Source organism: Neisseria sp. HMSC067H09 (assembly GCF_001814135.1).
Lineage (GTDB): Bacteria > Pseudomonadota > Gammaproteobacteria > Burkholderiales > Neisseriaceae > Neisseria.
The window spans coordinates 1-21580 of the sequence record NZ_KV814923.1 but is presented as its reverse complement, the minus strand read 5'-3'; the positions used below and the strand labels follow the sequence as shown (position 1 = coordinate 21580).

Sequence of the window (21580 nt, the reverse complement as noted above, 5' to 3'; positions counted from 1 at the left end):
AGGTCGTCTGAAACCTGAATCTTGGTTTTCAGACTTGCATGAACGCGGTTTGCCGTTCTTGCGCCGTGAACCGTCAAACCAAATGTTCCGCCAAAAATTCAAGGGCGAAGGCGACGGCCTGATTTCTGACGGCCTCTCGGTCGCCGCTGAAGATTTTCATTTGCTCCAGCGATTCGGTCGGCGTGGACAACCCGAACCACACCGTGCCGACGGGTTTTGCCGCGCTGCCGCCGCCCGGGCCTGCGATGCCGGAAATACTCAGGGCGTAGTCGGCTTGTGCGACGGCTTTCGCACCGCGCGCCATTTCGTACACGGTTTCACGGCTGACCGCGCCGTGTTTCAGCAGCGCGTCGGGCATGACGCCGAGGCGTTCTTCTTTGGCTTGGTTGCTGTAAGTCACGAAGCTTTGATGAAACCATTGCGAGCTGCCCGCGATGCTGGTGAATGCGCCCGCAAGCAGGCCGCCCGTGCAGGATTCGGCGCAGGTAACGGTTTGTCGGTGTCGGGTGAGGTGTTCGGCGATGGTTTGCAGCGCGGTCATGGGACTTTCTTTCTTCAATGGCGGCGGATTCGTCGGGGGCGGACAGGAAATAGATTATAGGTCGATTGCCGATGGTGGCGGAAGGTCGTCTCCAACTGCGTTTTCAGACGATCTGAAGGACATTCTATTCCGCACCCGCCTTCTTCCCGTCCTTCACCAGCACAATCACCAATTCGCTGTCGTCGGTTATTTTGATGGCGACATATTCGCTGCCGTCCGCCTTCAGGACACTGCCCGGCCGCAATTCCTGCCTTTTTCCGCCGTCAAACAAAAATACCGAGCTGCCTTTGGTTTGGGTAACCAGCAGGGTGTGGCCGGGGTGGTTGTGGCTGGGGATTTCCTTGCCTTTGGGCAGGGTTTCGCGGATGACGGTGTAGTTGGCGCCTTCAAAGACTTTGCCCGTGCCTTGGGCGATTTCGGCGGCAGGCACGGCTGCGGCGGAGAGGCCGATGAGGACGGCGAAAAGTTGGGTTTTGATGTTTTTCATGATGGTTTTCCTTTGGTTGCAGACAAAATTTATGGTAGATCAAAATTGCAATGATACGGCACTGCCAACGCCCTTATGTATTCTAGCTGTACACAGCAGGCATTACCGTCTTGTCTCTTATTTTAATCCACTATATGTTTCGGTCGGTTTGGGTCGTCTGAAAGCGGAATATGGCCGCGTTATTTGTTTTCGTAACCGGTTTGATTAGACTCCGTGCGGCGGTTTTCGTTTCGTTCCGAATGCAAGCCTGCGGCTTACTGCCCTCTCCCTAACCCTCTCCCACGGAGAGAGGGGACGGGTTGCCGTAGCCTCGCTGTTTGCCGCATAAACTCGAGTGCGGACTGCCATCGGTCTGAATCTTTGATTCAGCCGCTCGATGCGTGTGCCTGTGGTGCTTCAAAAGGTCGTCTGAAAACGGAGCTTCAACGAAGTGAAAATTTGCCTGAACCCTAAAAGCAGCCTGCAACCCAATCCCCTCTCCCCGTGGGAGAGGGCTAGGGAGAGGGCGGCAAACCGCAGGTTTTCTTGGGCGGCATTTTCAACGTGCAGGCTGCTTTTAAGGTTCAGGCAATTTTTAACTCTTGTTGAAGCTGTACTTTCAAAAGTTGCACTTTAGCTTCGCAGAAACTCCGTTTCAGACGGCCTTATTTAAACCGATAGGTAAACGCCGCATTCACTGTCCGCAGTGCGCCATAGCTGTGGCGGTCGGGCTGGGTGCGGTAGTGTTTGTTGAACAGGTTGTCCACGTTCAGCGACAGTTCGGCGCGCGGATTGAAGCGGTAACGCGCCATGATGTCGGCGACGGCGTAGGCTTTTTGGTGGCTGTTGTCGGCGGCGCGGGCTTTGGTGGCGGGATTGGGGATGCGGAGCGTGGCAGGGTCGGTGTGGGTTTCGCTCTGCCAGCGCACACCCGCACCGATGGTCCAGCCGCTGGGGGCTTCAGGGGCGAAGTGGTAGGCGGTGAAGAGTTTGAAGCTGTGTTCGGGCACGCTGTCGGGGTTCAGGCGGCTGCCGTCTTGGTCGCGGGTTTTGCTTTGGCTGTAGCCTGCCTGTATCTGCCATTCGGGTGTGATGCGGCCGCCGACTTCGATTTCCCAACCGTGGGTTTTGGCTTGGTTGGCGGCGCGGTAGTAGGTGTTGCCGCTCGGGTCGCGTCCTGCTGCGGTGGCGAGGTTGTTTTTACGGGCGCGGTACACGGCGGCGGATGCGTTCAGACGGCCTTCAAGCCATTCGCCTTTGATGCCGGCTTCCAGATTGTTGCCGGTTACGGGTTTCAGGTAGCTGCCGTGTTCGTCTTTTTGCGATTGTGGGACGAACAGGCTGCTGTACGAGCCGTAAAGCGACAGATTGTCGGTCAGGTCGAACACGATGCCTGTGTAGGGGGTGAAACGGTTGGCGCGGATGGTGGGCGTGCCGCCGGTGTGGCTGTCGTAGCTGCCGCCGGTGCGGTAACGGGTGTATCGTCCGCCCAAAATCAGCGAAAGCTTGTCGGCGGCGCGGAAACGGGTGGCGAGATAGCCGCCGATTTGCCGCCTGGTGCCGTATTGCGGGATGGTTTGGGCAAACGATGATGGCTGCGGGTAGGCGCCCGTGCGGGAAAATTCGTAGGCGTTGGGAATGGCGTTGGGAATGATGCTGCGTTCGCCGTATTTGTTGCTGGCGTATTTGTAGCCGTTGATACCCGCGATTAAATCGTGTTCGCGGCCGAACAGGCGGTATTTGCCGGTCAATGACACGCTGGCGCTGTGGGTGCGCGGGTCGGCGTGCCAGTAGCCGGGAATCAGGTCGGTGGCGGCGGTGCTGTGGTCGATGGAAAGCACGCCTGCCACGCCGTAGGGCTGGCGGAAGCGGCTGCGGGTGTAGTCGTATTCGGCTTTGATTTTCCAGTCTTGGTTGAAGCGGTGTTCGATGCCGGCGAACAGGTTGAGCGCACGGTGGCGGCTGTTCGCCCAATTTGTGGCGGGGTTGTCTTTCGGGCCGAAGGCGGTGGCATAACCTTGGCTGTCGTACACGGCGTAGCTGAGCGGCGCGTCGGCGGTTTCTTTCGCCTGCTGGTAGTCCATGCCTGCGTGGACGCGGGTTTGCGGTGTGATGTCGTATTCCAAAATGCCGTAGAGTTCGGCATCGCGGCTGCGTTCGCGCTGCCGCCACGAGTCGCCGCGTCCGAAGGTGGAAACCAGGCGGCCGCGCAGCGTGCCTTCGGCGTTCAGGCTGCCCGATACGTCCGCGCCCAGCCCGAAATGTTTGCGGTTGCCCGCTTCGGCGCGGACTTCAAACAATGGCTTGCGGGTCGGGCGTTTGCGCACCAGATTGACGGTGGCGGAAGGCTCGCCCGTGCCGTCCAGCAGCCCTGCCACGCCGCGCACGACTTCCACGCGCTCATAGGCGGCGGTGTTGGCATTGCCCGTATCGGCCAGCGCGTCGGCAACGGGGATGCCGTTGATTTGGTAGTTGGCGATGCGGCTGCCGCGCGCGAACAGGTAGTTGTAGCCCGCGCGGTCGGAGCCGTAAATCTGGCGGCTGGTACCGGTCGCCTGCAATAGGGCGTGGTCGAGCGTTTTGATGTTTTGGTCGCGCATTTGTTGCGATGTGATGACGCTGACGCTCTGCGGGATTTCGCGCAGGGTCATGGGCAGCCCGAGCGGGGTGTGCGTGCCGGAAACGGTGTAGCCGTCGTTGGAACTCGCGGTGCGGTCGGCGGTAACGGTGATGGTCGGCAATTCGGTGCTTTCCTGCGGCTTGGGGTCGTCTGAAACAGAAACATCGGCCTGCGCGTACACGGGCAGCAGGGCGGCAAACAGCAGGGAATATTTGAAGCGTGTCATGGGATTTCCTTTGTGTGTTGGTGTGCGGTGGGGTTGTGCTTTCGGCATATTGAAGGTGCAGGCTGCTTTTAGCTTCGCAAAAACTCAGCTCCCTTCGGAAACTTCGTTTTCAGACGGCCTCGGACGGGTCGGGCAGCTCAATCAGCACCACCGAGCAGCCGTTTTCCGAACGCGGGCGGTGCGAAACCGACTTCGGCACGACCTCCATCTCGCCTTCGCGTATCGTCATGCTGCCGCCGTCGGCGAAGTCCACCGCCATGTCGCCCTCCACAGCAAACAGCACTTTGTCGCTGTATCCGTGCGTATGCCAGCCGTAATCGCCCAAAAGTTTGACCAGGCGGAATTGGAACCCGTGGCGGTTGATGATTTCGGGCTGCCAGTATTCTTTGATGGCGGCAAGGCACTGTTTCAGGTTGATGGTTTCGTTTTGCATGGGGTTCTCCTATGGGTTGGGTGGTTTACGATGCGGTTTGTCATTTTGGCTTCGTTGCAGGCTGCTTTCAGTGGGCGGGGTTGTAACGGAAGCGTTATCGGCTTTGATGTAAGCCTGCGGCTTACTGCCCTCTCCCTAACCCTCTCCCACGGGGAGAAGGGACGGGTTGCCGCAGCCTCGCTGTTTGCCGCATAAACTCGGGTGCGGACTGCTATCGGTCTGAATCTTTGACTCAGCCGATCGATGCGTGTGCCTGTGGTACTCCACGAGGTCGCCTGAAAGTGCAGCTTCTGAAAGTACAGCTTCAACAAGCGTTAAAATTTGCCTGAACCTAAAAGCAGCCTGCAACCCAATCCCCTCTCCCCGTGGGAGAGGGTTAGGGAGAGGGCGGCAAACCGTAGGTTTGCTTTGGCGGTATTTTCAACGTGCAGGCTGCTTTTCAATTCGTTGAAACCGCGCTTTAGCTTCAACAAGAGTTAAAATTTGCCTGAACCTTAAAAGCAGCCTGCAACCCCATCCCCTCTCCCCGTGGGAGAGGGCTAGGGAGAGGGCGGCAAACCGTAGGTTTGCTTGAGCGGTATTTTCAACGTGCAGGCTGCTTTTCACTTCTTTTGCAGCTCCGTTTTCAGACGACCCCTATTCTTTCCCCGCCGCAACGGGTTCAGCCTTTTCAAACGCCGCCTTCAACTGCTCCGCCGCCTGAATCAACTGCCGCGCACCGCCCGCAACGATATAGTTCGCGGCAGGCATGACGATGATTTGCTTGCGCTTCCAAGCGTTCGTGCCGCGCACCAGCGCGTTATCCAACACTTCGACAGCCGCCGGCCCTTCCTGCCCAATGGCGGCGGTACGGTCGATGATGAAAATCCAGTCGGGGTTTTTCTCTTTGATATATTCGAAGGAAACGGGCTGTCCGTGCCCTTCACTACGTAAAGATTCATCCACGGACGGCAGGCCGATGTCGCCGTGTATCCAGCTGGCCAACCGCGACTGCGTGCCGAAGGCGGACACCTTGTTGCCCGTAACCGACAGCACCAGCCCGCGCCCTTTGCCTTTGGCGGCTTCGCGCGTTTGGGCGAACAGCGCGTCAATCTGCGCCTTCAATTCCGCCGCGCGCGCTTCCTTGCCGAAAATCCGCGCCAGGGTTTCCATCTGCTTTTCGCCGCTGATACGGATATTGCCGTTGTCCACCGTCAGGTCTATGGTGGTCGCGTTTTTCGCCAACTGTTCATACGCTTCCGCGCCCGGCCCGCCGGTAATGACAAGCTGCGGATTGTAGCGGTGCAGGGCTTCGTAATCGGGTTCGAACAGCGTCCCCACCGTTGCCGCCTTGTCAAATGCAGGCTGCAAATAATCCACGCGCACCGGCGCGGTGGTTGCGCCCACATTCACGCCCAGCTCGGTCAGCGTATCCAACGCCGCCCAGTCGTACACGGCGACGCGTTCGGGATTCTTCGGCACAACGGCATCGCCCCGTGCGGTCGGCACGGTCAGCATGGCGGCAGATGCGGATGCAGCTTGGGATGCGGCGGATACAGTTTTTTCGGCGGCAGGTTCGGGCGAACAGGCGGCCAGCAGGACGGCGCAGGCTGCCCAATAAAAACGTGGCTTCACGGTGTGCGGTTCCTTTGCATACGAATAAGAATATTTATTATTAAACAAATAATCTGCAGAAACCACGCAGCAAAACGCAAAATTCCCGAAACGGCAAAACAAATTCCCGAAACGGGAAAGGTCGTCTGAAACACGCTTTCAGACGACCTTTCTCGTTTCAACCAATCCCTGCGCTTGATTATTGGCAATAATTCCTATTTAATCCACTTATCAGACAACCCGTTCCCATCCAAGCATGAACACCGCCGCCATCTACCGCCAGTACCAAACCTATGTCCGCTCCGATAAATCCGGCTGGGCGTTGGACGGCTGTTCCGACAGCGCGCTCATGGCGCAGGCAAAACAGCCCAGTTTGCATCTGGAAATGTGCATCAACCGCTTCGACTCGGGCATCACCCTGTCGCGGATGCGCGGCGGCGGAACGGGTGCGTTTCCCACCGAAATCCACAATTTCAGCCACAACTGCGCCCTGTTCGTCATGGTGTCGGGGCAGAACCGGTTACAAATGGGCGGCAGGGAATACCGCCCGTCTGCCGGCGAAATCTGGCTGGTGCGCGGCGAACTGGCGGACGTGTCCGAAACCCTGCTGCCCGACAACGGCGGCATGTGCGCGCTGCATTTGGATTTTTCGCTGGAAAAACTGCGCCGCTGGCACGACGAAGGCTTGCTGGACGAACGCCTGTTTTCGCCGCAAACGATAGGCCGATTCGCCCTGCAACGGCTGGCGCAAAACGCGGCGGCACTGACAGCGGCGGCCTGCCCCTGCTGCAACGCCCGTTCGAATCGGACGGCTTCGGCCTGCTCGCCGACGAAGCCGCCGCGCTGGAACTCTCCGCCCGATTATTGCGCTTCACCTTCCGCCGCCACGACAACGGCTACCGCCGCCGGCGCATAGACGAAGCCGCCGATATTTTGAACAGCGAGTTCGCCCGCCCGCTGACCATCGCCGAAATCGCCCGCCGCGTCGGATTGAACGAATGCTACCTGAAACGCTATTTCAAAGCGCAAACCGGCGAAACCGTCGCCGGACGCCTGCGCCGCCTGCGGCTGGAACACGCGCTCGCCCTCATCGAATCCGGCAGCACCGTCCAAGCCGCCATGCACTTTTGCGGCTACTGCCACGCGGGACGGTTCAACGAAGCGTTCAGACGGCATTACGGATTTTTGCCTTCGGATGCGAAGAAGTGCTGATGGGGCCGGCGGCATAGATATTTTGATTTGAAACAACCATTAAAAAAGGTCGTCTGAAAAAGCAATTTCAGACGACCTTTTTTCATTCGCGGCAGCAGTGTCGCCACCCGCCCTTACCCCAAAAACTCTTTCAAAAACAGCAACACGCAGGCGAGTTCGTCGGCGGATTCGCGTTGCGTACCGTTGCCGGTATGGCCGCCGCCGTCGGGAGCGTAGAGCCACGATTGTGCGGAGGTTTCGCGCAATTTGGCGTAGAACTTGAACGCGTGGGCGGGATGGACGCGGTCGTCGCTGAGGCTGGTGGTAATAAGCGCGGGCGGGTATGGCACGTCGTCTGAAAGATTGTGATACGGCGACAATTCGCCCAGCCAGCGTTTGCAGACTTCGTATTTTTGCGGATTGCCGTATTCGTCCGTCCAGCTTGCGCCGGCGGAGAGCAGCGGATAGCGGATCATGTCGGTCAGCGGCACTTCGCACACCAGCGCGCCTATGCTTTGCGGTTCGCGCACGACGGCGGCGGCGGTAATCAGGCCGCCGTTGCTGCCGCCCTGCAAACCGATGTGTTGGGGCGAACTCATGCCGCGTTCGGACAAATCGTGCACGACGGCAAGCAAATCATCGACGCTTTTGTGTTTGCTGATTCCCTGCGCCGCCTGATGCCAGCGCGGGCCGAACTCGCCGCCGCCGCGTATGTTCGCCAACACGAAGGCGTTGCCCTCTTCCAGCCAGTATTTGCCGATGCTGCCCAAATAATGCGGCAGCTCGGGCACACCGAAACCGCCGTAGGCATAAACCAGCGTCGGCGTGTCGGGCGCGGCGTTTTTGCCGACGTGGAAATAAGGGATGCGCTCGCCGTCGGACGAAACCGCCCAAAACTGCCGCACTTCGATGCCGTCTGAAACAAACTGCTGCGGCTGGCGGCGCATGACGGTCAATTCCATCACATTCAAATCCAGCGCAAACAGCGTCAGCGGCGTGGTGAAATCGCTGGCGGCAAGGTAAACCACGTCGCCGCCCCAAGGCTGGTCGGTCATTTCCAGCGCGCCCGACGGCAGGCGCGGCAGTTCGGCTTCCTGCCATTTCCCGTCGGCAAACCGCCATGCTTTCAGACGGCCTTGTACGTTTTCCAGCAGGCTCGCCACCACAAAACGCTTGGTCGTTTCCACGCTTTCCAATGCCTGCGTTTCATCGGGCGCAAACAAAAGCTGCGCCGCCCCGAGTTCGCCCCGATTCAGCTTCACCGCCACCAGCGCACCGCTCGGATAGCTTTGGTTCGCGCGGTTCCAGTCCTTGCGCAGCGTCAGCAAAAGATGCCCCGCCAAATAGCCGACCACGTCGCAATCGGCAGGCAGGTTCAAAGGCTTCGCCTCGCCTTCAGACGACACCTGCAAATACGTCTTGGTGTAAAAACCGTCCGACGCTTCAATCAAATCAATCGGCGAACCCTGCGGATCGAGGTAACGCCACGCGTTTACCATCATCCCGTCTTCACCAATTTGGTACACCGGCAGGCTTTCCTCGAAACTCTTGCCGCGCTCCACCAGCCACACCTCGCGCGGATAGCCCGATTCGGTCAACTGCCGCTCGTCCCAGGCCGGACACACCCACACGCTGTTTTCATCGCGCCACGACACATGGTTTTTCCCCGCCGGAAAATGAAAGCCGCCCTCGACCAGCCCGCCCGCTTCCAAATCCACTTCCAGCGTATAAGCCGTATCGCCGCCCGATTTGCTCAAGGTCAACAGCGCGCGGTTGGGCTGCTCCACCAAGTGCGACACCCCGCCCAGATACACATCGTCGCCAAGCAACTCATCAAAATCCGCCACCGAAAACAGGATTTTCCACTCCGGATAGCCCGAACGGTAAGTCGCCGCCGTACACACGCGGTACACGCCCTTCGGATACTCCGCGTCCTGATGGAAATGGTACATCCGCGCACGGTGTTCCTGACAAAACGGAATCTGCCGCGTGTCCTGCATTTGCGCCAAAATCCCGTCCGACAGCGCACGCGCTTTACCGTTGTCCAAAAAACGCGCGCGCGTTTCGGCATGCGCTTCAGCGGCGAAGTTTTGTGTTTCGGGGGCGTCGAGGTTTTCGAAATGGAGATAGGAATCGGGGTAGGATTTCATAGAAAAGAGGTCGTCTGAAAATAACGAAAGCGGGAATTATAACGGGAAAGCCTTGCAGACAGATGAAAAGGTCGTCTGAAAACGGGGCGGCGGGTTTCACTATTGTTTCCGATACACCGCCTATCCATCAGCCGTCATTCCCGCGCAGGCGGGAATCCAGTCCTGTCGGCACAGAAATCTATCGGGAAAAAAAGTTTCCTAAATTCTACGTTCTGGATTCCCGCCTGCGCGGGAATGACGGCTGATAATAGATACCCGTATCGGAAATTAAGCAAACCAAGCTACTTATTCGGCGGATTAATCGGCAGCGTCGAGCGGGAGACTTTGACGTCGGGGCATTTTTGCTTCATCTGATAGCGGAACACTTCCGCCTTGCGTTGATTGCCGGTTTTTTCGTAATTCGTGCCCAAAATCACTTCGTCCACCCGATTCCGTATATCGGCGTAAGGGATATAGACGGATTGGGTCATCTCGCAATATTCGATTTCCTCCGAATCGATCGGCTTGATGACCAACAGGCGGAACTCTTCTTCGTCGCGGAAGGCGAAGTCTTTAAACAGATAGCGAATGTATTCCAAGGCTTCTTTATCGTCGTCGCTGACGGCGGATTTGTCCTTAAAAAACCCGATAAGCTCTTCCAACGCTTCTTTTAATTTTTCCAAGCGGAACTGATGCCATTCTTCATTTCCGACGGGTTTCAGGCGGATGCCGAACCGACTGATATTTGTATTTAACGTGAATCGAATGGACGAACCCAGATTTTCTTTTGCTAAATTTTGATGAAGATTGAAAGCCTTATTCGGAGCAGAAAGCCATATCCCACATTTCTTTTCCGCAATATATTCATCTTTGTACGCGATATAGGCAACTTGATAAAGCGGCAGCTTTTCGTATTCATCATTCCAAAAACCGTCTTCCGGCAGGTCGTCTGAATCTTTCCCTGACTTTTTGGATAGGCTGCTGAATGGGACGGAAACATCCGCTTCTATCAGCCAATCCCCGTTTTTATTGAACACCAGACAGCAGCCCGAAGCCTCCACGCCGTCTTCTTTGCCATACAGGCGAAACTGGTTCAAGTCATTGACGCGACTTGAGAAGCAGGTAAAAAAGGCATTGTGGGACACGCCATCCGTTTTGTTTTCCAACTCCAAATCTTGCTGGTTCAGCAAGTCCAGCAGCCCCTTTCCTTCGGACGGGTCGTTCATATAGGTCGAGCTGCCGAGCCGCATCGGAATGTCGATTTCGTTGCCATCAATCCCGAATAATATATGGCATACATGGGGGGAAGTATAATGCGCCATCGGGATAGAACCCAATTCTATTGGTGTGATATGGAGAACCGCCAATACGGTTGCAACAGCGTCTTGTGGTTGTGAAGTTTTCCCTTTGAAAAGTGATTCTTGTATTTCTTGTTTTTTCTTTTCAAAATAAGAATGCCAATCTTTATTGAGGTAATCAATATCTCTTAAACTTGGAAGGATTATTTTTTCCCATTCCCTTTTTTCTACTTCATTATTTAATTGTGATATTTTTTTGTGAACAGCGGAAAAATTTTCGCTAGCCTGCTTAACAAATTTTTCCGCTTCGGATGTGCTTTTACTTCTCTTGATCTGTTCAAAATAACAACAGCCAAGCCAATATTGAATATCACATTGCTCTGTAATCTGAGTACTTTTATCCGTAATTTCATTCCAAGCTTGATGCAGAATTTCAATCGCTTCAGTGTATTTTCCCTTATAAAATAATGGGAGGAAACTTTCAAAAATCAAATCATAAACATCCATCATTTATCCCTCTATCAAACCAATCCATTAAAAACCAATCAGACAAAAATTGTACACCATATATACCAAAGCTCTCCTTCCCGCCCCCAAAGCAGAAAACCAATTCAGTATCCGTCAAACTTGTGAAAAGGTCGTCTGAAAACCTAAAAATACGGTTTTCAGACGACCTTTCGACCATCGGCTTTTACCTGTCCGTCCTGACCCGCACAAACGTCGCAAATTTCGGTGTGCCTTTTTGTGTGAAGCCGCGGTAGCGGTATGTGATGACCGAGCCGATTTTGGGCGGGTTGTCGCGGTCTTTGTCTTTGAAGCCGCTGCCGATGCGGAATTCGCCGTGTCGGTTTTTGCAGCCGACCGCGCCCAGCCGTCCGGCGTTGCGCCCTTTGCCTTCATAATGCCGCGTTACCGTGCATTCGTCGTCGTATTGGCTTTTCAGCTTCAATAATTGGCTGCTCCTGCCGCCGATGTAACGTGATTCGGGCTGGCGCAGCATCACGCCTTCGCCGCCTTGCGCTTCGATTTGTTTTAAAAAGTCCATCGCGTGCTGCCGGTCGCGGACTTTGGTTTGCGGGATGATGGTGATCGGCGCGTTCGGATGCGTTTTCAGCCATTGCGTTGCGACGGCGAGGCGTTGGTAAAGATTGCCCTGCGCTTTGGGTACATCGAAAACGTGCAGGCGGATGCCGCGCCAATCGCCGGAAGACGAGCGCACGGCGGCGGAAATCTGTTCAAACTGCCCGCGTCCGCTATACAGCTCGCCGTCGAGCGGATAGGGCGGGAACTGCGCGGTAAAACCTTTGGGCGGCGTAAACGCGTAGCCCTGCCTGCTGACCAGTTGCCGCCCGTCCCAATACGCGCGCACGCCGTCGAGCTTCTCGCTCATCGCCCAGCCCGCAATCTCTTGGTCTTTGTATTCCTGCGCCAGCATCAAATCCGCGCCGAGCGCCGTTTGGATGAAAAAAGCGGCAAAAATCGGTATCATGCCCTGCATTGAAGTTCTCATAAACGTTCCTGTAATGTGAGTGATTATTTCAAATATAATAATGATACCGCATAAGCAGACCGAAGGTCGTCTGAAAATATCCGCCCCGTCCAACCACTACCCAAGGAATCCCGCCTCATGGCACTTCAAGCCGAAATCATTGCCGTTACCCCTTTCCGCCAAAACTGTACCCTCTTGTGGGATGACGAAACCCGCGAAGCCGTCCTGACCGATGTCGGCGGCGACGTTCCCTACCTGCTGCAAGAGCTGGACGCGAAAAACCTTACCCTGACCGCCATTTGGCTGACCCACGGACACCTCGACCATGCCGGCGGCGTGGTGGAATTGCGGGAACACCGCCCCGTCCCCGTCATCGGCCCTCATGCAGACGACGGTTTCCTGCTCCAAGCCCTGCCCGAAACGACCGCCCAATACGGCTTTCCCGTTTCCCCCGCATTCGAGCCGACCCGCTGGCTGACCGAAGGCGAAACGCTCAAGGTCGGCAGCCACGCCTTCCAAGTCCTGCACATCCCCGGCCACACGCCCGGCCACGTCGTTTTCTACTGCGCCGAAGCAGGGCTGCTTATTGCTGGCGACGTATTGTTTTACGAAACCATAGGCAGAACCGACTTCCCGCGCGGCAACCACGCCGATCTCATCCATAATATCCGCACCAAACTGTTCGTCCTGCCCGAAGATACCCGCGTCATCGCGGGACACGGCAGAATGACCGACATCGGGCATGAAAAACGGCACAATCCGTTTTTTTAAATCCTGAAAGCGAAAGGTCGTCTGAAACACGGATAAGCGTTTCAGACGACCTTTTTAAAAAATTGGCATAAAACTTGCATGGAATCTGAACAAGAAATTAACATTTCGCCTTAAATTTGATTAAACATCAAAATAAACAACCAGTAACGTGATTTTACCCGACCCGGACACACGCTTGCCTGAAGCCGATGTACCATCATTTCCAATTATATTCGTATGAAATTGTTACAAAGTGACAATAAACGGCATCTGCACAAAGGGCAGCGTGCGGGTAAATCGTATTTTTCCATGCGGCAGAGGCATAACCGAAGCCGCCAACATGAAAAAGGATTAACCATGAAAACGTCCCGCATCGCCAAAACCGCCCTTTACCTCGCTGCCGCAGCCGTATTGTCCGCCTGCGCCGGCAAAAGCCACGTTAAAGCCGACGGAACGACGGACAACCCCGTCTTTCCGAAACCCTACTCCGTAACCTTTAACAAAAACCAAGGCACATTCCCGACCGCCGATGAACTCGAACAGATGAAACCGGGTCTGAGCAAAGACGACATTTACAAAATCCTCGGCCGTCCGCACTACGATGAAGGTATGTTCGGCGTGCGCGAATGGAACTATCTCTTCCACTTCCGCACTCCCGGCGTTCCCGCCAATCCCGACATCGGCTCCGGCGTAGAAGGCATTACCACCTGCCAATACAAAGTCTTGTTTGACAAACACAAATACGCCCGCAGCTTCCATTGGAAAGCCGTCTTCCCGGAAGACGCCGTCTGCCCGCCCGTACAAGAAGTTGCCCCACAACCCGCGCCTGAACCTCAAATCATCATCCGCGAGGTTGCGCCCGAAACCCACCACCGCATCCGCAGATAACAGGAAAACATGTTTAAAAGAATCATCCTCGGCGTATCGCTGCTGGCAGGGCTGAACAGCTTTGCCGCAGCCGATGCCGCCAAAGAATACATGCAACGCAAAAAAGTCATCGTCAACACCGCCAAAGCCGAGCTGTGTTTCACCGACGATGCCCAGTGTTACCCCGTGCTCATCGGCAAAACCACGCCGAAAGGCACATTTGATATGCAGTTGATGAAGACTTCCAAACCCGGCTACGGCGGCGAAATCATCGGCTTCAAGCAGGAAAAAGACTTCCTCTTCGCCCTGCACCGCGTCTGGACGCTCAAACCCTCCGAGCGCCGTATGCAGCGCATCGCTTCCAACGTCGTCTCCGACCGCATCATCACCAACGGCTGCATCAACGTAACCGACAAAGTGTACGACAAATTGCGCCAATATTTTGTTTTGGAAGTGATTTGACGGGTTTCACCATATAGCAGGCATGAAAAAGGTCGTCTGAAACTTGAAATTCAAGGTTTCAGACGACCTTTTTATTGACTCGATACATACTTGGAGCAACCGAACCCGTAGCGTGGGCTTCGTCCGCGAAATCTGCCGTTTAATAATCTGAATCAGTTAGCTGTGTCCGTGTATTCATCTCGTGGGCAAAGCCCACGCTACGGTTTAATGCAACGGCAACTTGTCCCTTCCCCGTCCAGCGGGGGAAGGTTGGGATGGGGGTGGCTTTGTGGATTTAGGTAAAATCAAATTCGTGTAGCCCGCAGAGCCACCCTCTCCCCAGCCCTCTCCCACCGGACGGGAGAGGGGGTAAGTTGTAGATAAAAACGAGGTCGTCTGAAACTTTAAGATTCGGGTTTTAAAGAAACAAACCCGTTCATACCCGTTTTCAGACGACCCGTGTATTCAATCAATACAGATTTTGGATAACTCAAGTAGCGTGGGCTTTGCCCACGAAATCCATCATTTAAATAATCAAAATCAGACAATAGCCGAATGTGCTTTCATTTTGGCATTCATATCGCGGGCAAAGCCCACGCTACGGTTTACTGCAACGGCAACCTGTCCCTTCCCCCGTCCGGCGGGGGAAGGTTAGGATGGGGGTGGTTCTATGACTTTGGGTAAAATCAAATTCGTTTGCCCCGTAGAACCACCCTCTCCCCAGTCCTCTCCCACTGGATAAAAGAGCAAGAAGTTACAGATAAAAACAAGGTCGTCTGAAAACCTGAATCCCAAGTTTTCAGACGACCTCTTTATTTTCAAACCCAACTTACTTGACGCGTCCTGCTTTCAACACGCGTTGGGCGAAGAACACCATGCCTGTGATGAAGAATGCTAGTCCCAGCCAGGATGCGGTGGTTTCCCAGTTTTCCAGACCCAGCGCAAGCGGGGCGTCGGAGCCGCCGTTGGTCACGGAGAAGGCGATGATGAATGCCATCACTACGCCGACCAGGCTTTCGCCGACAATCAAACCGGCGGAGAACAAGGTTCCGATACGTTCGGCGTTTTTCAGACGACCTTCACGGTTTTCCGCTTTTTTGCCGATGATGTGTTTCAACACCGCCGCCAACACTGCGCCGATCACGATGGGCATAGTGACGGACGGGGGCAGGTAGATGCCCATGCCGACGGCGAGGACGGGCAGTGCGCGTTTGCCGCCGGACGATTTTTTCAACACCAAATCAACGACGATCAACACCGCGCCGATCACGATGCCGGTGAAGATGTACGCCCATTCGAGGTTGTGGGCGAAAATGCCCGAGGCGATGGTTGTCATCAAAGTCGCTTGGGGGGCTGCCAGAGCCTGTGCCGCGTCCATGCCTTCGCGCGGCATGGCGCCGGTAAAGCCGTAAGCTTCGTAGAGCAGTTCCAACACGGGCGAGATGACGAATGCGCCGACGATACAGCCGATAATCAACGCAATCTGTTGTCTCCAAGGCGTTGCTTTGAGCAGGTAGCCGGTTTTCAAGTCTTGCAGGTTGTCGTTGGAAATCGAAGCCACGCAGATCACTGCCGAACCGCAGAACAAGGTCAGCGCCAGCAGGAATTTGCGGTTAGCCTCATCCGCCATCAAGCCGCCGGATTCGCCCACGACCAACAACACCAGCGAAATGATGACGATGGAAACGATGCCCACGCCAGAAATCGGGCTGGAAGACGAGCCGACCAAACCCGCCATATAACCGCAGGCGGCGGCGACCAAGAAGCCGATGACGGAAGCCAAAAGCGTGCAAACGACCACCAAAAGCCAAGCCATGCCGCCTGTAATGTGCGAATCGCCGATAAAGTGATAAAACGATACGCCCAAAATCAGCATCATGGACAATACCCAAAAAATCATGGCCTTAGGCGACAAATCCTGTTCGGCGCGTTCCGCAGCGGGCGCACCGCCGCCGAAACTCTTGAACGACATTTTCAGGCCTTCCAGCATCGGCTTGAGCAGCATCAAAAGCGTCCAAACCGCCGCAATACCGATGGTACCCGCGCCGATAAAGCGTACTTTTTCCTTCCACAGCTTCATCGCAAACGCCGCCATTTCCATATCGGCAGGCTGCGGAATGTGCGATGAAAAATACGGCACGGCAATACCCCAAGCAATCGAAATGCCCAACAGGATGGCGATACCGCCCGTCAGTCCGACCAGATAGCCCGCGCCCAACAATGCCAACGAAAAGCCCATCGGCAGTTGGAAAATCGCCGTGCCGCTTTTAAACCAATAACTCGCGCTGTCGGCAATCACGCGCAAACCGTTGGAACAAAAGCTCATAAAGCCCGCCAACGCGCCGCCTGCCGCCAGCTCTTTAATGCCGCTGCCGCCCTGACGGCCTTCCTCTTCCTCGTGGCTGCCGACTTTCAAAATCTCCGCCGCCGCCACGCCTTCGGGATAAGGCAACTCGCTTTTCACCACCATCGCGTAACGCAGCGGAATGGTGAAAATCACCCCCAAAATCCCGCCCGCCATACACAACAGCGCAGTCTGCCAAAACGGGAAACCGCTCCAGTAGCCCGCCATCAGCAAACCGGGCAGGACAAAAATAATGCTCGACAAAGTACCCGCCGCCGAAGCCTGCGTCTGCACCATATTGTTTTCCAAAATATTGCTGCCTTTGAAAAACTTCAAAACCGCCATCGAAATCACCGCCGCCGGAATCGACGAAGCAAAGGTCAGACCGACTTTCAAGCCTAGGTAAACGTTTGACGCGGTAAAGATAACGGTAATCAGCGCACCGAGTATCATGCCCCGAAGCGTCAGCTCGCGGTAATCCGCGTAAGGATCGTGAGTGGATTGTGTCATCGTAGATAGCCTTTCGGTTGATAAAAAACACGACGGCAGGCTCGAACCGGCTGCCGAATCTGCCTTTATGGTGTTGCGACAGCAAGGAAATGTCAAGTTAGACAAAGAATATGCAAAGAAAGCGGAAAGGCAAAAGGTCGTCTGAAACCTTAAATCTCCCTTTTTCAGACGACCTTTTGTCCTTCTGAAATATTATTTATTCTTAATGTAAGCATGATATTATCCCATGCAGACGTTGGAAAAGCGGTGAAAATCTCGATACCGCAGCCTACCCGACAGGGTGTCCGAGAGCGCGTGCAAGTGATTTCGAGCCTTGCCCGGCGTCTGTTCCACACTTCTTTCCAGAAGTTCGACAATTTCTTTCTTTTTATCGATTCGGTACGGTAGCAAATAAACCTCGCCTGCCTCTTGTTTTCAGACGACCTTTATCATTGTGAAATCACTATATAATACTGCTCATCAAATTCCCGATACGAGCCAGCCATGTCCGCATCCCAACCCACCATCGCCGCCATCGCCACCGCCCCCGGACGCGGCGGCGTCGGCGTTATCCGCCTTTCCGGCAAAAACCTGCTGCCTTTGGCACAAACACTCAGCGGCGGCAAAACGCCCAAACCGCGCACCGCGCTTTACACCGACTTTCTCGGCGGCGACGGGCAGCCGATAGACAACGGCATCCTGCTCTACTTCGCCGCCCCCGCCAGCTTTACCGGCGAAGACGTGATTGAATTGCAGGGACACGGCGGCCCCGTCGTGATGGACATGCTGCTTTCGCGCTGCCTCGAACTGGGCGCGCGTATGGCAGAGCCGGGCGAATTTACCAAACGCGCCTTCCTCAACAACAAACTCGACCTTGCCCAAGCCGAAAGCGTCGCCGACCTCATCGACGCCTCCAGCAAGTCCGCCGCACGCATGGCGTTGCGTTCGTTAAAAGGCGCGTTTTCCCGACACATACACGAGCTGGTGGACGACCTTATCACCCTGCGGATGCTGGTCGAAGCCACGCTGGACTTCCCCGAAGAAGACATCGATTTTCTCGAAGCCGCCGACGCGCGCGGCAAGCTCCAAGCCCTGCAAGGTCGTCTGAAAACCGTCCTTGCCAGCGCGGAACAAGGCGCGATTTTGCGCGAAGGCATGAACGTCGTCCTCGTCGGCGCGCCCAACGTCGGCAAATCCAGCCTGCTCAACGCCTTGGCGGGCGACGACATCGCCATCGTAACCGACATCGCCGGCACCACCCGCGACACCGTGCGCGAACAAATCACCCTCGACGGCGTGCCCGTCCACATCATCGACACCGCCGGCCTGCGCGAAACCGACGACGTGGTCGAACAAATCGGCATCGAGCGCAGCCGCAAAGCCGTCTCCGAAGCCGATGTCGCCCTGATTCTCATCGACCCACGCGAAGGCGTGAACGCCAAAACCCAAGCCATTTTGAACAGCCTGCCCGAAGGTTTGAAAAAAATCGAAATCCACAACAAAGCCGACCTGACCGGCGAACCCGTCGACGTCCGTTCAGACGGCCTCGCGCAAACCGGTGCGGACACCGTCATCAGCCTGTCCGCCAAAACCGGCGCGGGTCTCGACTTGCTCAAACACGCGCTGTTGCAGGAAGTCGGCTGGCAGGGCGAAAGCGAAAGCCTGTTCCTCGCCCGCAGCCGCCACCTCAACGCCCTGCACGAAGCCCAAGCCGAGCTGGAAAACGCCGCCCTCTGCGACAACAACCAAATCGAGCTTTTCGCCGAACACCTGCGCCTCGCCCAAAACGCGTGCAGCGAAATCACCGGCGAATTCACCGCCGACGATTTGCTGGGCGTGATTTTCTCGCGTTTCTGCATCGGCAAATAAGATTAAACCTTATCCATATGCGAAAGGTCGTCTGAAAACCAAGATTCAGGTTTCAGACGACCTTTTGTATGTCTTGCTCAGAGCGGTTTTTAATCCGCGCCTTTGAGCATTTTATTCAAAACGGGAACAAGCAATAACAATACCACACCGGTGATTACGCCTATGCCGCAAAGCATCCAGTAGAAATCCAGCGGGGCTTTGTCGTTGAATCCTTCTTTGAACAACACGCCGCCCAAAGTGAAGCCCAACGAAAAGCCCAAGAAGTTGAGCGCGACCATTTGGGTTTTGAACATGGGCGGGGCGATTTTGGTGGCGATAGAAAGTGCAATCGGCGAGATCATCAGTTCGCCTATGGTGATGGCGAGCAAGATCAGCGCGAACACAATAATCGGCATGGGTGTCTCTGATGAAATATACGGTACGAATCCAAGATAGGATATGCCGACAACAATCATCGCCAACACGAATTTAAACGGGGTTTTCGGTTGATATTTGCCCATTTTCGTCCAAATCGCCGCCATCACGCCGGAGAAGAGGACGACCCACATACTTTGGATCGAGTCTTTCCATGCGACGGGGACAGTCCAGCCGAATAGGGTGCGGTCAACCGTTTTGTCAAAATACACCGTCGCCACGGTATAGACTTGGAACCAGACCGACCAAAACAGGCAGATGGTCAGAAACAGCGGGATATAGGCAATGATGTGGCGTTTGTTTTCAGACGACACATGGCTGCTGCCGAGCAGACGCGCGAAATAGGCAATGACGGTAAGAATGACCGTGCCGAGCAGGAATTTGGAGAAGTTGTCCAAATTGAGCGCGCCCGAGGCAATCAGGCTGCCGATAACCAAGACAATCAACACGGCGACTGCCACCGCGGTTTTCACTTTTTCAGGACGCAGCGGATTGGGCGCAGGCGTATGCGGCAGAAGTTTGCGCCCCACAGAGTAACGCCACAGCCCGAAAGCCATACCGACTGCCGCCGCGCCGAAGCCGTAGTGGAAACCCATCTTCGTTTGCAGCAAGCCTGTCAGGAGCGGGCCTAAAAAGCCGCCGATGTTGATGGAGATATAGAAAATCGAAAAACCGGCATCGCGCAGCGGCTTCATGTGATCTGCTTCATAAAGCGAGCCGACCATTGAGCTTGCCGACGATTTCACGCCGCCGCTGCCCAGTGCGATGAGTACCAAGCCGCACAAGAGCCCGTACAGACCCGGTGCGATTGCCAAAACGATGTGTCCGAGCATGACCACGATGCCGGAAATAAACAGCGTTCTCTCCGCGCCCCAAATCCGGTCGGCAAGCCATGCGCCGAGTATGGTGGACAAATAAACGCTGCCGCCGTATGCGCCGACGATGCCGCCGGCGAGCGACTCGTTTATGCCCAAACCGCCTTTATTGGCAGCGTAATAGAGATAGATCATTAAGATACCCTGCATCCCGTAAAACGAGAAACGTTCCCACAATTCGATATGGAACAGGGTAGAGAGCTGGATGGGATGCCCGAAGAAGGTTTTTTCCTTGCGGGCGGAGTAGTTGTCAGACATAAAAGTTCTCCAAAGGCGTTGAAACCGCCTTTTATTTTCAGTTGCGGCACATTGCGCACCGCCCATTTTTCAGCCGTATATGGCATAACCTTTTTTAACGTAATATCAAAAAACTGTCAAACTGATTGACCTAAAAAAGCAAAAGGTCGTCTGAAAAACAGATTTCTATTTTTCAGACGACCTTTTTCAATAATCGGGACATACAGGCCGGACGGTAAGCCGGGTTCTGTCTCGGACAGTCATTCCTCTAGGCACACCATTACTGATGCACTCCAGCAACCTACCCGAACGCTCGGCGAGCAGCGTCAAAGCGTTCTGTTTGGTCTTGCTCCGGATGGGGTTTAGCCTGCTGCGCCTTGTTACCAAGTGCACGGTGCGCTCTTACCGCACCTTTTCACCCTTACCCGTGCCGCCCGAAGGTGGCCGTCGGCGGTATTGCTTTCTGTTCCACTTTCCGTCGCGTTTCCGCGCCCGGCCGTTAGCCGGCATCCTGCTCTGCGGAGCCCGGACTTTCCTCCCCGTATGCCTTACGCGATACGCGGCGACTGTCTGTCCGACCTGTATGAAGTGCGGATTATAACACAATAAAAACATACCGTTTGAGTATAAAAAACGACCATTTATCACGCTTTTTGCATATTTTACACTAAAAAAATGCAAATAAAATAAACCGTTTAACTAAAAATGATACCTTTCGTCGCAAAAATCAGATGACATAAAAATGAAACACGCATAGAATGATTTTCACATAACTACTTTAAATTGAGAACATTACAATGAAAACGCCTTACCCTCATATCTTATCTTGTATTGCCGTTTCAATATTAACAGCCTGTGGAGGAGGTGGCGGAGGCGGTACACCGTCTGTCGCTCCAACCCCGACTTACCCGATTGTCCAGCCGGGCAATATTCCGAATCCATCCGGACAAACGGAAAAAACGGCAACCCCTCCTGCCGGTAATCAAGCTGATGCAAATAATGCTTTAGAAGCATCTGAAGAAAATATCCATAAAGAAGTCGAAGATTCCGTAAATTCAACACAAACGTCGTCTGAAAACCAGAATCAAGACGTAAAAGCGGATAGCAACGACAAAGCCGAAGCGGAACGAAAAGCTGCGGAAGAAGCCGCCAAAGCTAAAGCCGAAGCCGAACGTAAAGCTGCTGAGGAAGCTGCAAAAGTTAAAGCTGAAGAAGAACGCAAGGCCGCTGAAGAGGCTGCCAAAGCTAAAGCAGAAGCCGAGCGCAAAGCTGCGGAAGAAGCTGCCAAAGCTAAAGCCAAGGCTGAAG

The 21580-nt window shown here is 55.0% G+C and carries 15 protein-coding genes, 1 other RNA gene and 2 pseudogenes; 6 read left to right on the top strand and 12 right to left on the bottom strand.

Annotation, left to right across the window (positions count from 1 at the left end; genetic code table 11):
• Nucleotides 1–73: 73 nt before the first annotated feature.
• From HMPREF2954_RS07675 to HMPREF2954_RS07655, 6 genes are all read right to left on the bottom strand, one after another.
• Nucleotides 74–541, bottom strand: coding sequence for a CinA family protein (locus tag HMPREF2954_RS07675; protein WP_045074970.1), 468 nt, complete (start codon nucleotides 539–541; stop codon nucleotides 74–76).
• A 124-nt stretch (nucleotides 542–665) separates the two neighbouring features.
• Entirely contained in the window at nucleotides 666–1028 is a 363-nt protein-coding gene (locus tag HMPREF2954_RS07670; protein WP_045074967.1) for a cupin domain-containing protein, read from the bottom strand.
• 644 nt (nucleotides 1029–1672) lie between these two features.
• The gene (gene tdfF, locus HMPREF2954_RS07665; protein ID WP_070689075.1) at nucleotides 1673–3853 is read right to left on the bottom strand and encodes a TonB-dependent iron piracy receptor TdfF; all 2181 of its coding nucleotides are present in this window, start codon (nucleotides 3851–3853) and stop codon (nucleotides 1673–1675) included.
• Between the two features lie 109 nt (nucleotides 3854–3962).
• Complete coding sequence (locus HMPREF2954_RS07660; protein WP_045074962.1) at nucleotides 3963–4286, bottom strand: cupin domain-containing protein; 324 nt, start codon at nucleotides 4284–4286, stop codon at nucleotides 3963–3965.
• A 314-nt stretch (nucleotides 4287–4600) separates the two neighbouring features.
• The gene (locus HMPREF2954_RS12700) at nucleotides 4601–4759 is read right to left on the bottom strand and encodes a hypothetical protein (protein ID WP_168165600.1); all 159 of its coding nucleotides are present in this window, start codon (nucleotides 4757–4759) and stop codon (nucleotides 4601–4603) included.
• Nucleotides 4760–4922: 163 nt separating this feature from the next.
• The gene (locus HMPREF2954_RS07655) at nucleotides 4923–5900 is read right to left on the bottom strand and encodes a siderophore ABC transporter substrate-binding protein (RefSeq protein WP_045074959.1); all 978 of its coding nucleotides are present in this window, start codon (nucleotides 5898–5900) and stop codon (nucleotides 4923–4925) included.
• A gap of 235 nt (nucleotides 5901–6135) precedes the next feature.
• Between HMPREF2954_RS07655 and HMPREF2954_RS07650 the strand changes: the two are divergent.
• A pseudogene (locus tag HMPREF2954_RS07650) lies at nucleotides 6136–7091 on the top strand (helix-turn-helix transcriptional regulator).
• 113 nt (nucleotides 7092–7204) lie between these two features.
• Here HMPREF2954_RS07650 and HMPREF2954_RS07645 read toward each other — a convergent pair.
• From HMPREF2954_RS07645 to HMPREF2954_RS07630, 3 genes are all read right to left on the bottom strand, one after another.
• Nucleotides 7205–9220 carry a prolyl oligopeptidase family serine peptidase gene (locus HMPREF2954_RS07645; protein ID WP_070689074.1) on the bottom strand — a complete coding sequence of 672 codons (2016 nt, stop codon included), beginning with the start codon at nucleotides 9218–9220 and terminating at the stop codon, nucleotides 7205–7207.
• Between the two features lie 281 nt (nucleotides 9221–9501).
• A complete protein-coding gene (locus HMPREF2954_RS07640; protein WP_045074957.1) occupies nucleotides 9502–11007 on the bottom strand; it encodes a hypothetical protein in 1506 nt (501 codons plus the stop codon).
• A gap of 181 nt (nucleotides 11008–11188) precedes the next feature.
• Nucleotides 11189–11995 carry a DNA ligase gene (locus tag HMPREF2954_RS07630; protein WP_045074955.1) on the bottom strand — a complete coding sequence of 269 codons (807 nt, stop codon included), beginning with the start codon at nucleotides 11993–11995 and terminating at the stop codon, nucleotides 11189–11191.
• 129 nt (nucleotides 11996–12124) lie between these two features.
• Here HMPREF2954_RS07630 and HMPREF2954_RS07625 point away from each other — a divergent pair, with 129 nt between their 5' ends.
• From HMPREF2954_RS07625 to HMPREF2954_RS07615, 3 genes are all read left to right on the top strand, one after another.
• A complete protein-coding gene (locus tag HMPREF2954_RS07625) occupies nucleotides 12125–12757 on the top strand; it encodes an MBL fold metallo-hydrolase (RefSeq protein ID WP_040667935.1) in 633 nt (210 codons plus the stop codon).
• Nucleotides 12758–13093: 336 nt separating this feature from the next.
• Nucleotides 13094–13624, top strand: coding sequence for an outer membrane protein assembly factor BamE (locus HMPREF2954_RS07620; protein ID WP_045074948.1), 531 nt, complete (start codon nucleotides 13094–13096; stop codon nucleotides 13622–13624).
• Nucleotides 13625–13633: 9 nt separating this feature from the next.
• Nucleotides 13634–14065 (top strand): hypothetical protein, encoded by a 432-nt coding sequence (locus HMPREF2954_RS07615; RefSeq protein WP_003743152.1) that lies wholly within the window; start codon nucleotides 13634–13636, stop codon nucleotides 14063–14065.
• A gap of 808 nt (nucleotides 14066–14873) precedes the next feature.
• On the opposite strand, the gene HMPREF2954_RS07610 is transcribed toward HMPREF2954_RS07615, so the two are convergent.
• Nucleotides 14874–16898, bottom strand: a complete 2025-nt coding sequence (locus tag HMPREF2954_RS07610; RefSeq protein ID WP_045074941.1) for an OPT family oligopeptide transporter — start codon at nucleotides 16896–16898, stop codon at nucleotides 14874–14876.
• A 483-nt stretch (nucleotides 16899–17381) separates the two neighbouring features.
• On the opposite strand from HMPREF2954_RS07610, the gene mnmE reads away from it, so the two are divergent.
• Complete coding sequence (gene mnmE / locus HMPREF2954_RS07605) at nucleotides 17382–18746, top strand: tRNA uridine-5-carboxymethylaminomethyl(34) synthesis GTPase MnmE (RefSeq protein ID WP_045074938.1); 1365 nt, start codon at nucleotides 17382–17384, stop codon at nucleotides 18744–18746.
• 89 nt (nucleotides 18747–18835) lie between these two features.
• Here mnmE and HMPREF2954_RS07600 read toward each other — a convergent pair whose 3' ends face one another.
• Entirely contained in the window at nucleotides 18836–20293 is a 1458-nt protein-coding gene (locus HMPREF2954_RS07600) for an oligopeptide:H+ symporter (protein ID WP_045074936.1), read from the bottom strand.
• Nucleotides 20294–20492: 199 nt separating this feature from the next.
• Nucleotides 20493–20854, bottom strand: an RNA gene (rnpB, locus tag HMPREF2954_RS07595) — RNase P RNA component class A.
• A 215-nt stretch (nucleotides 20855–21069) separates the two neighbouring features.
• Between rnpB and HMPREF2954_RS07590 the strand changes: the two are divergent.
• Nucleotides 21070–21580, top strand: a pseudogene (locus HMPREF2954_RS07590) (transferrin-binding protein-like solute binding protein); the annotation flags it as partial.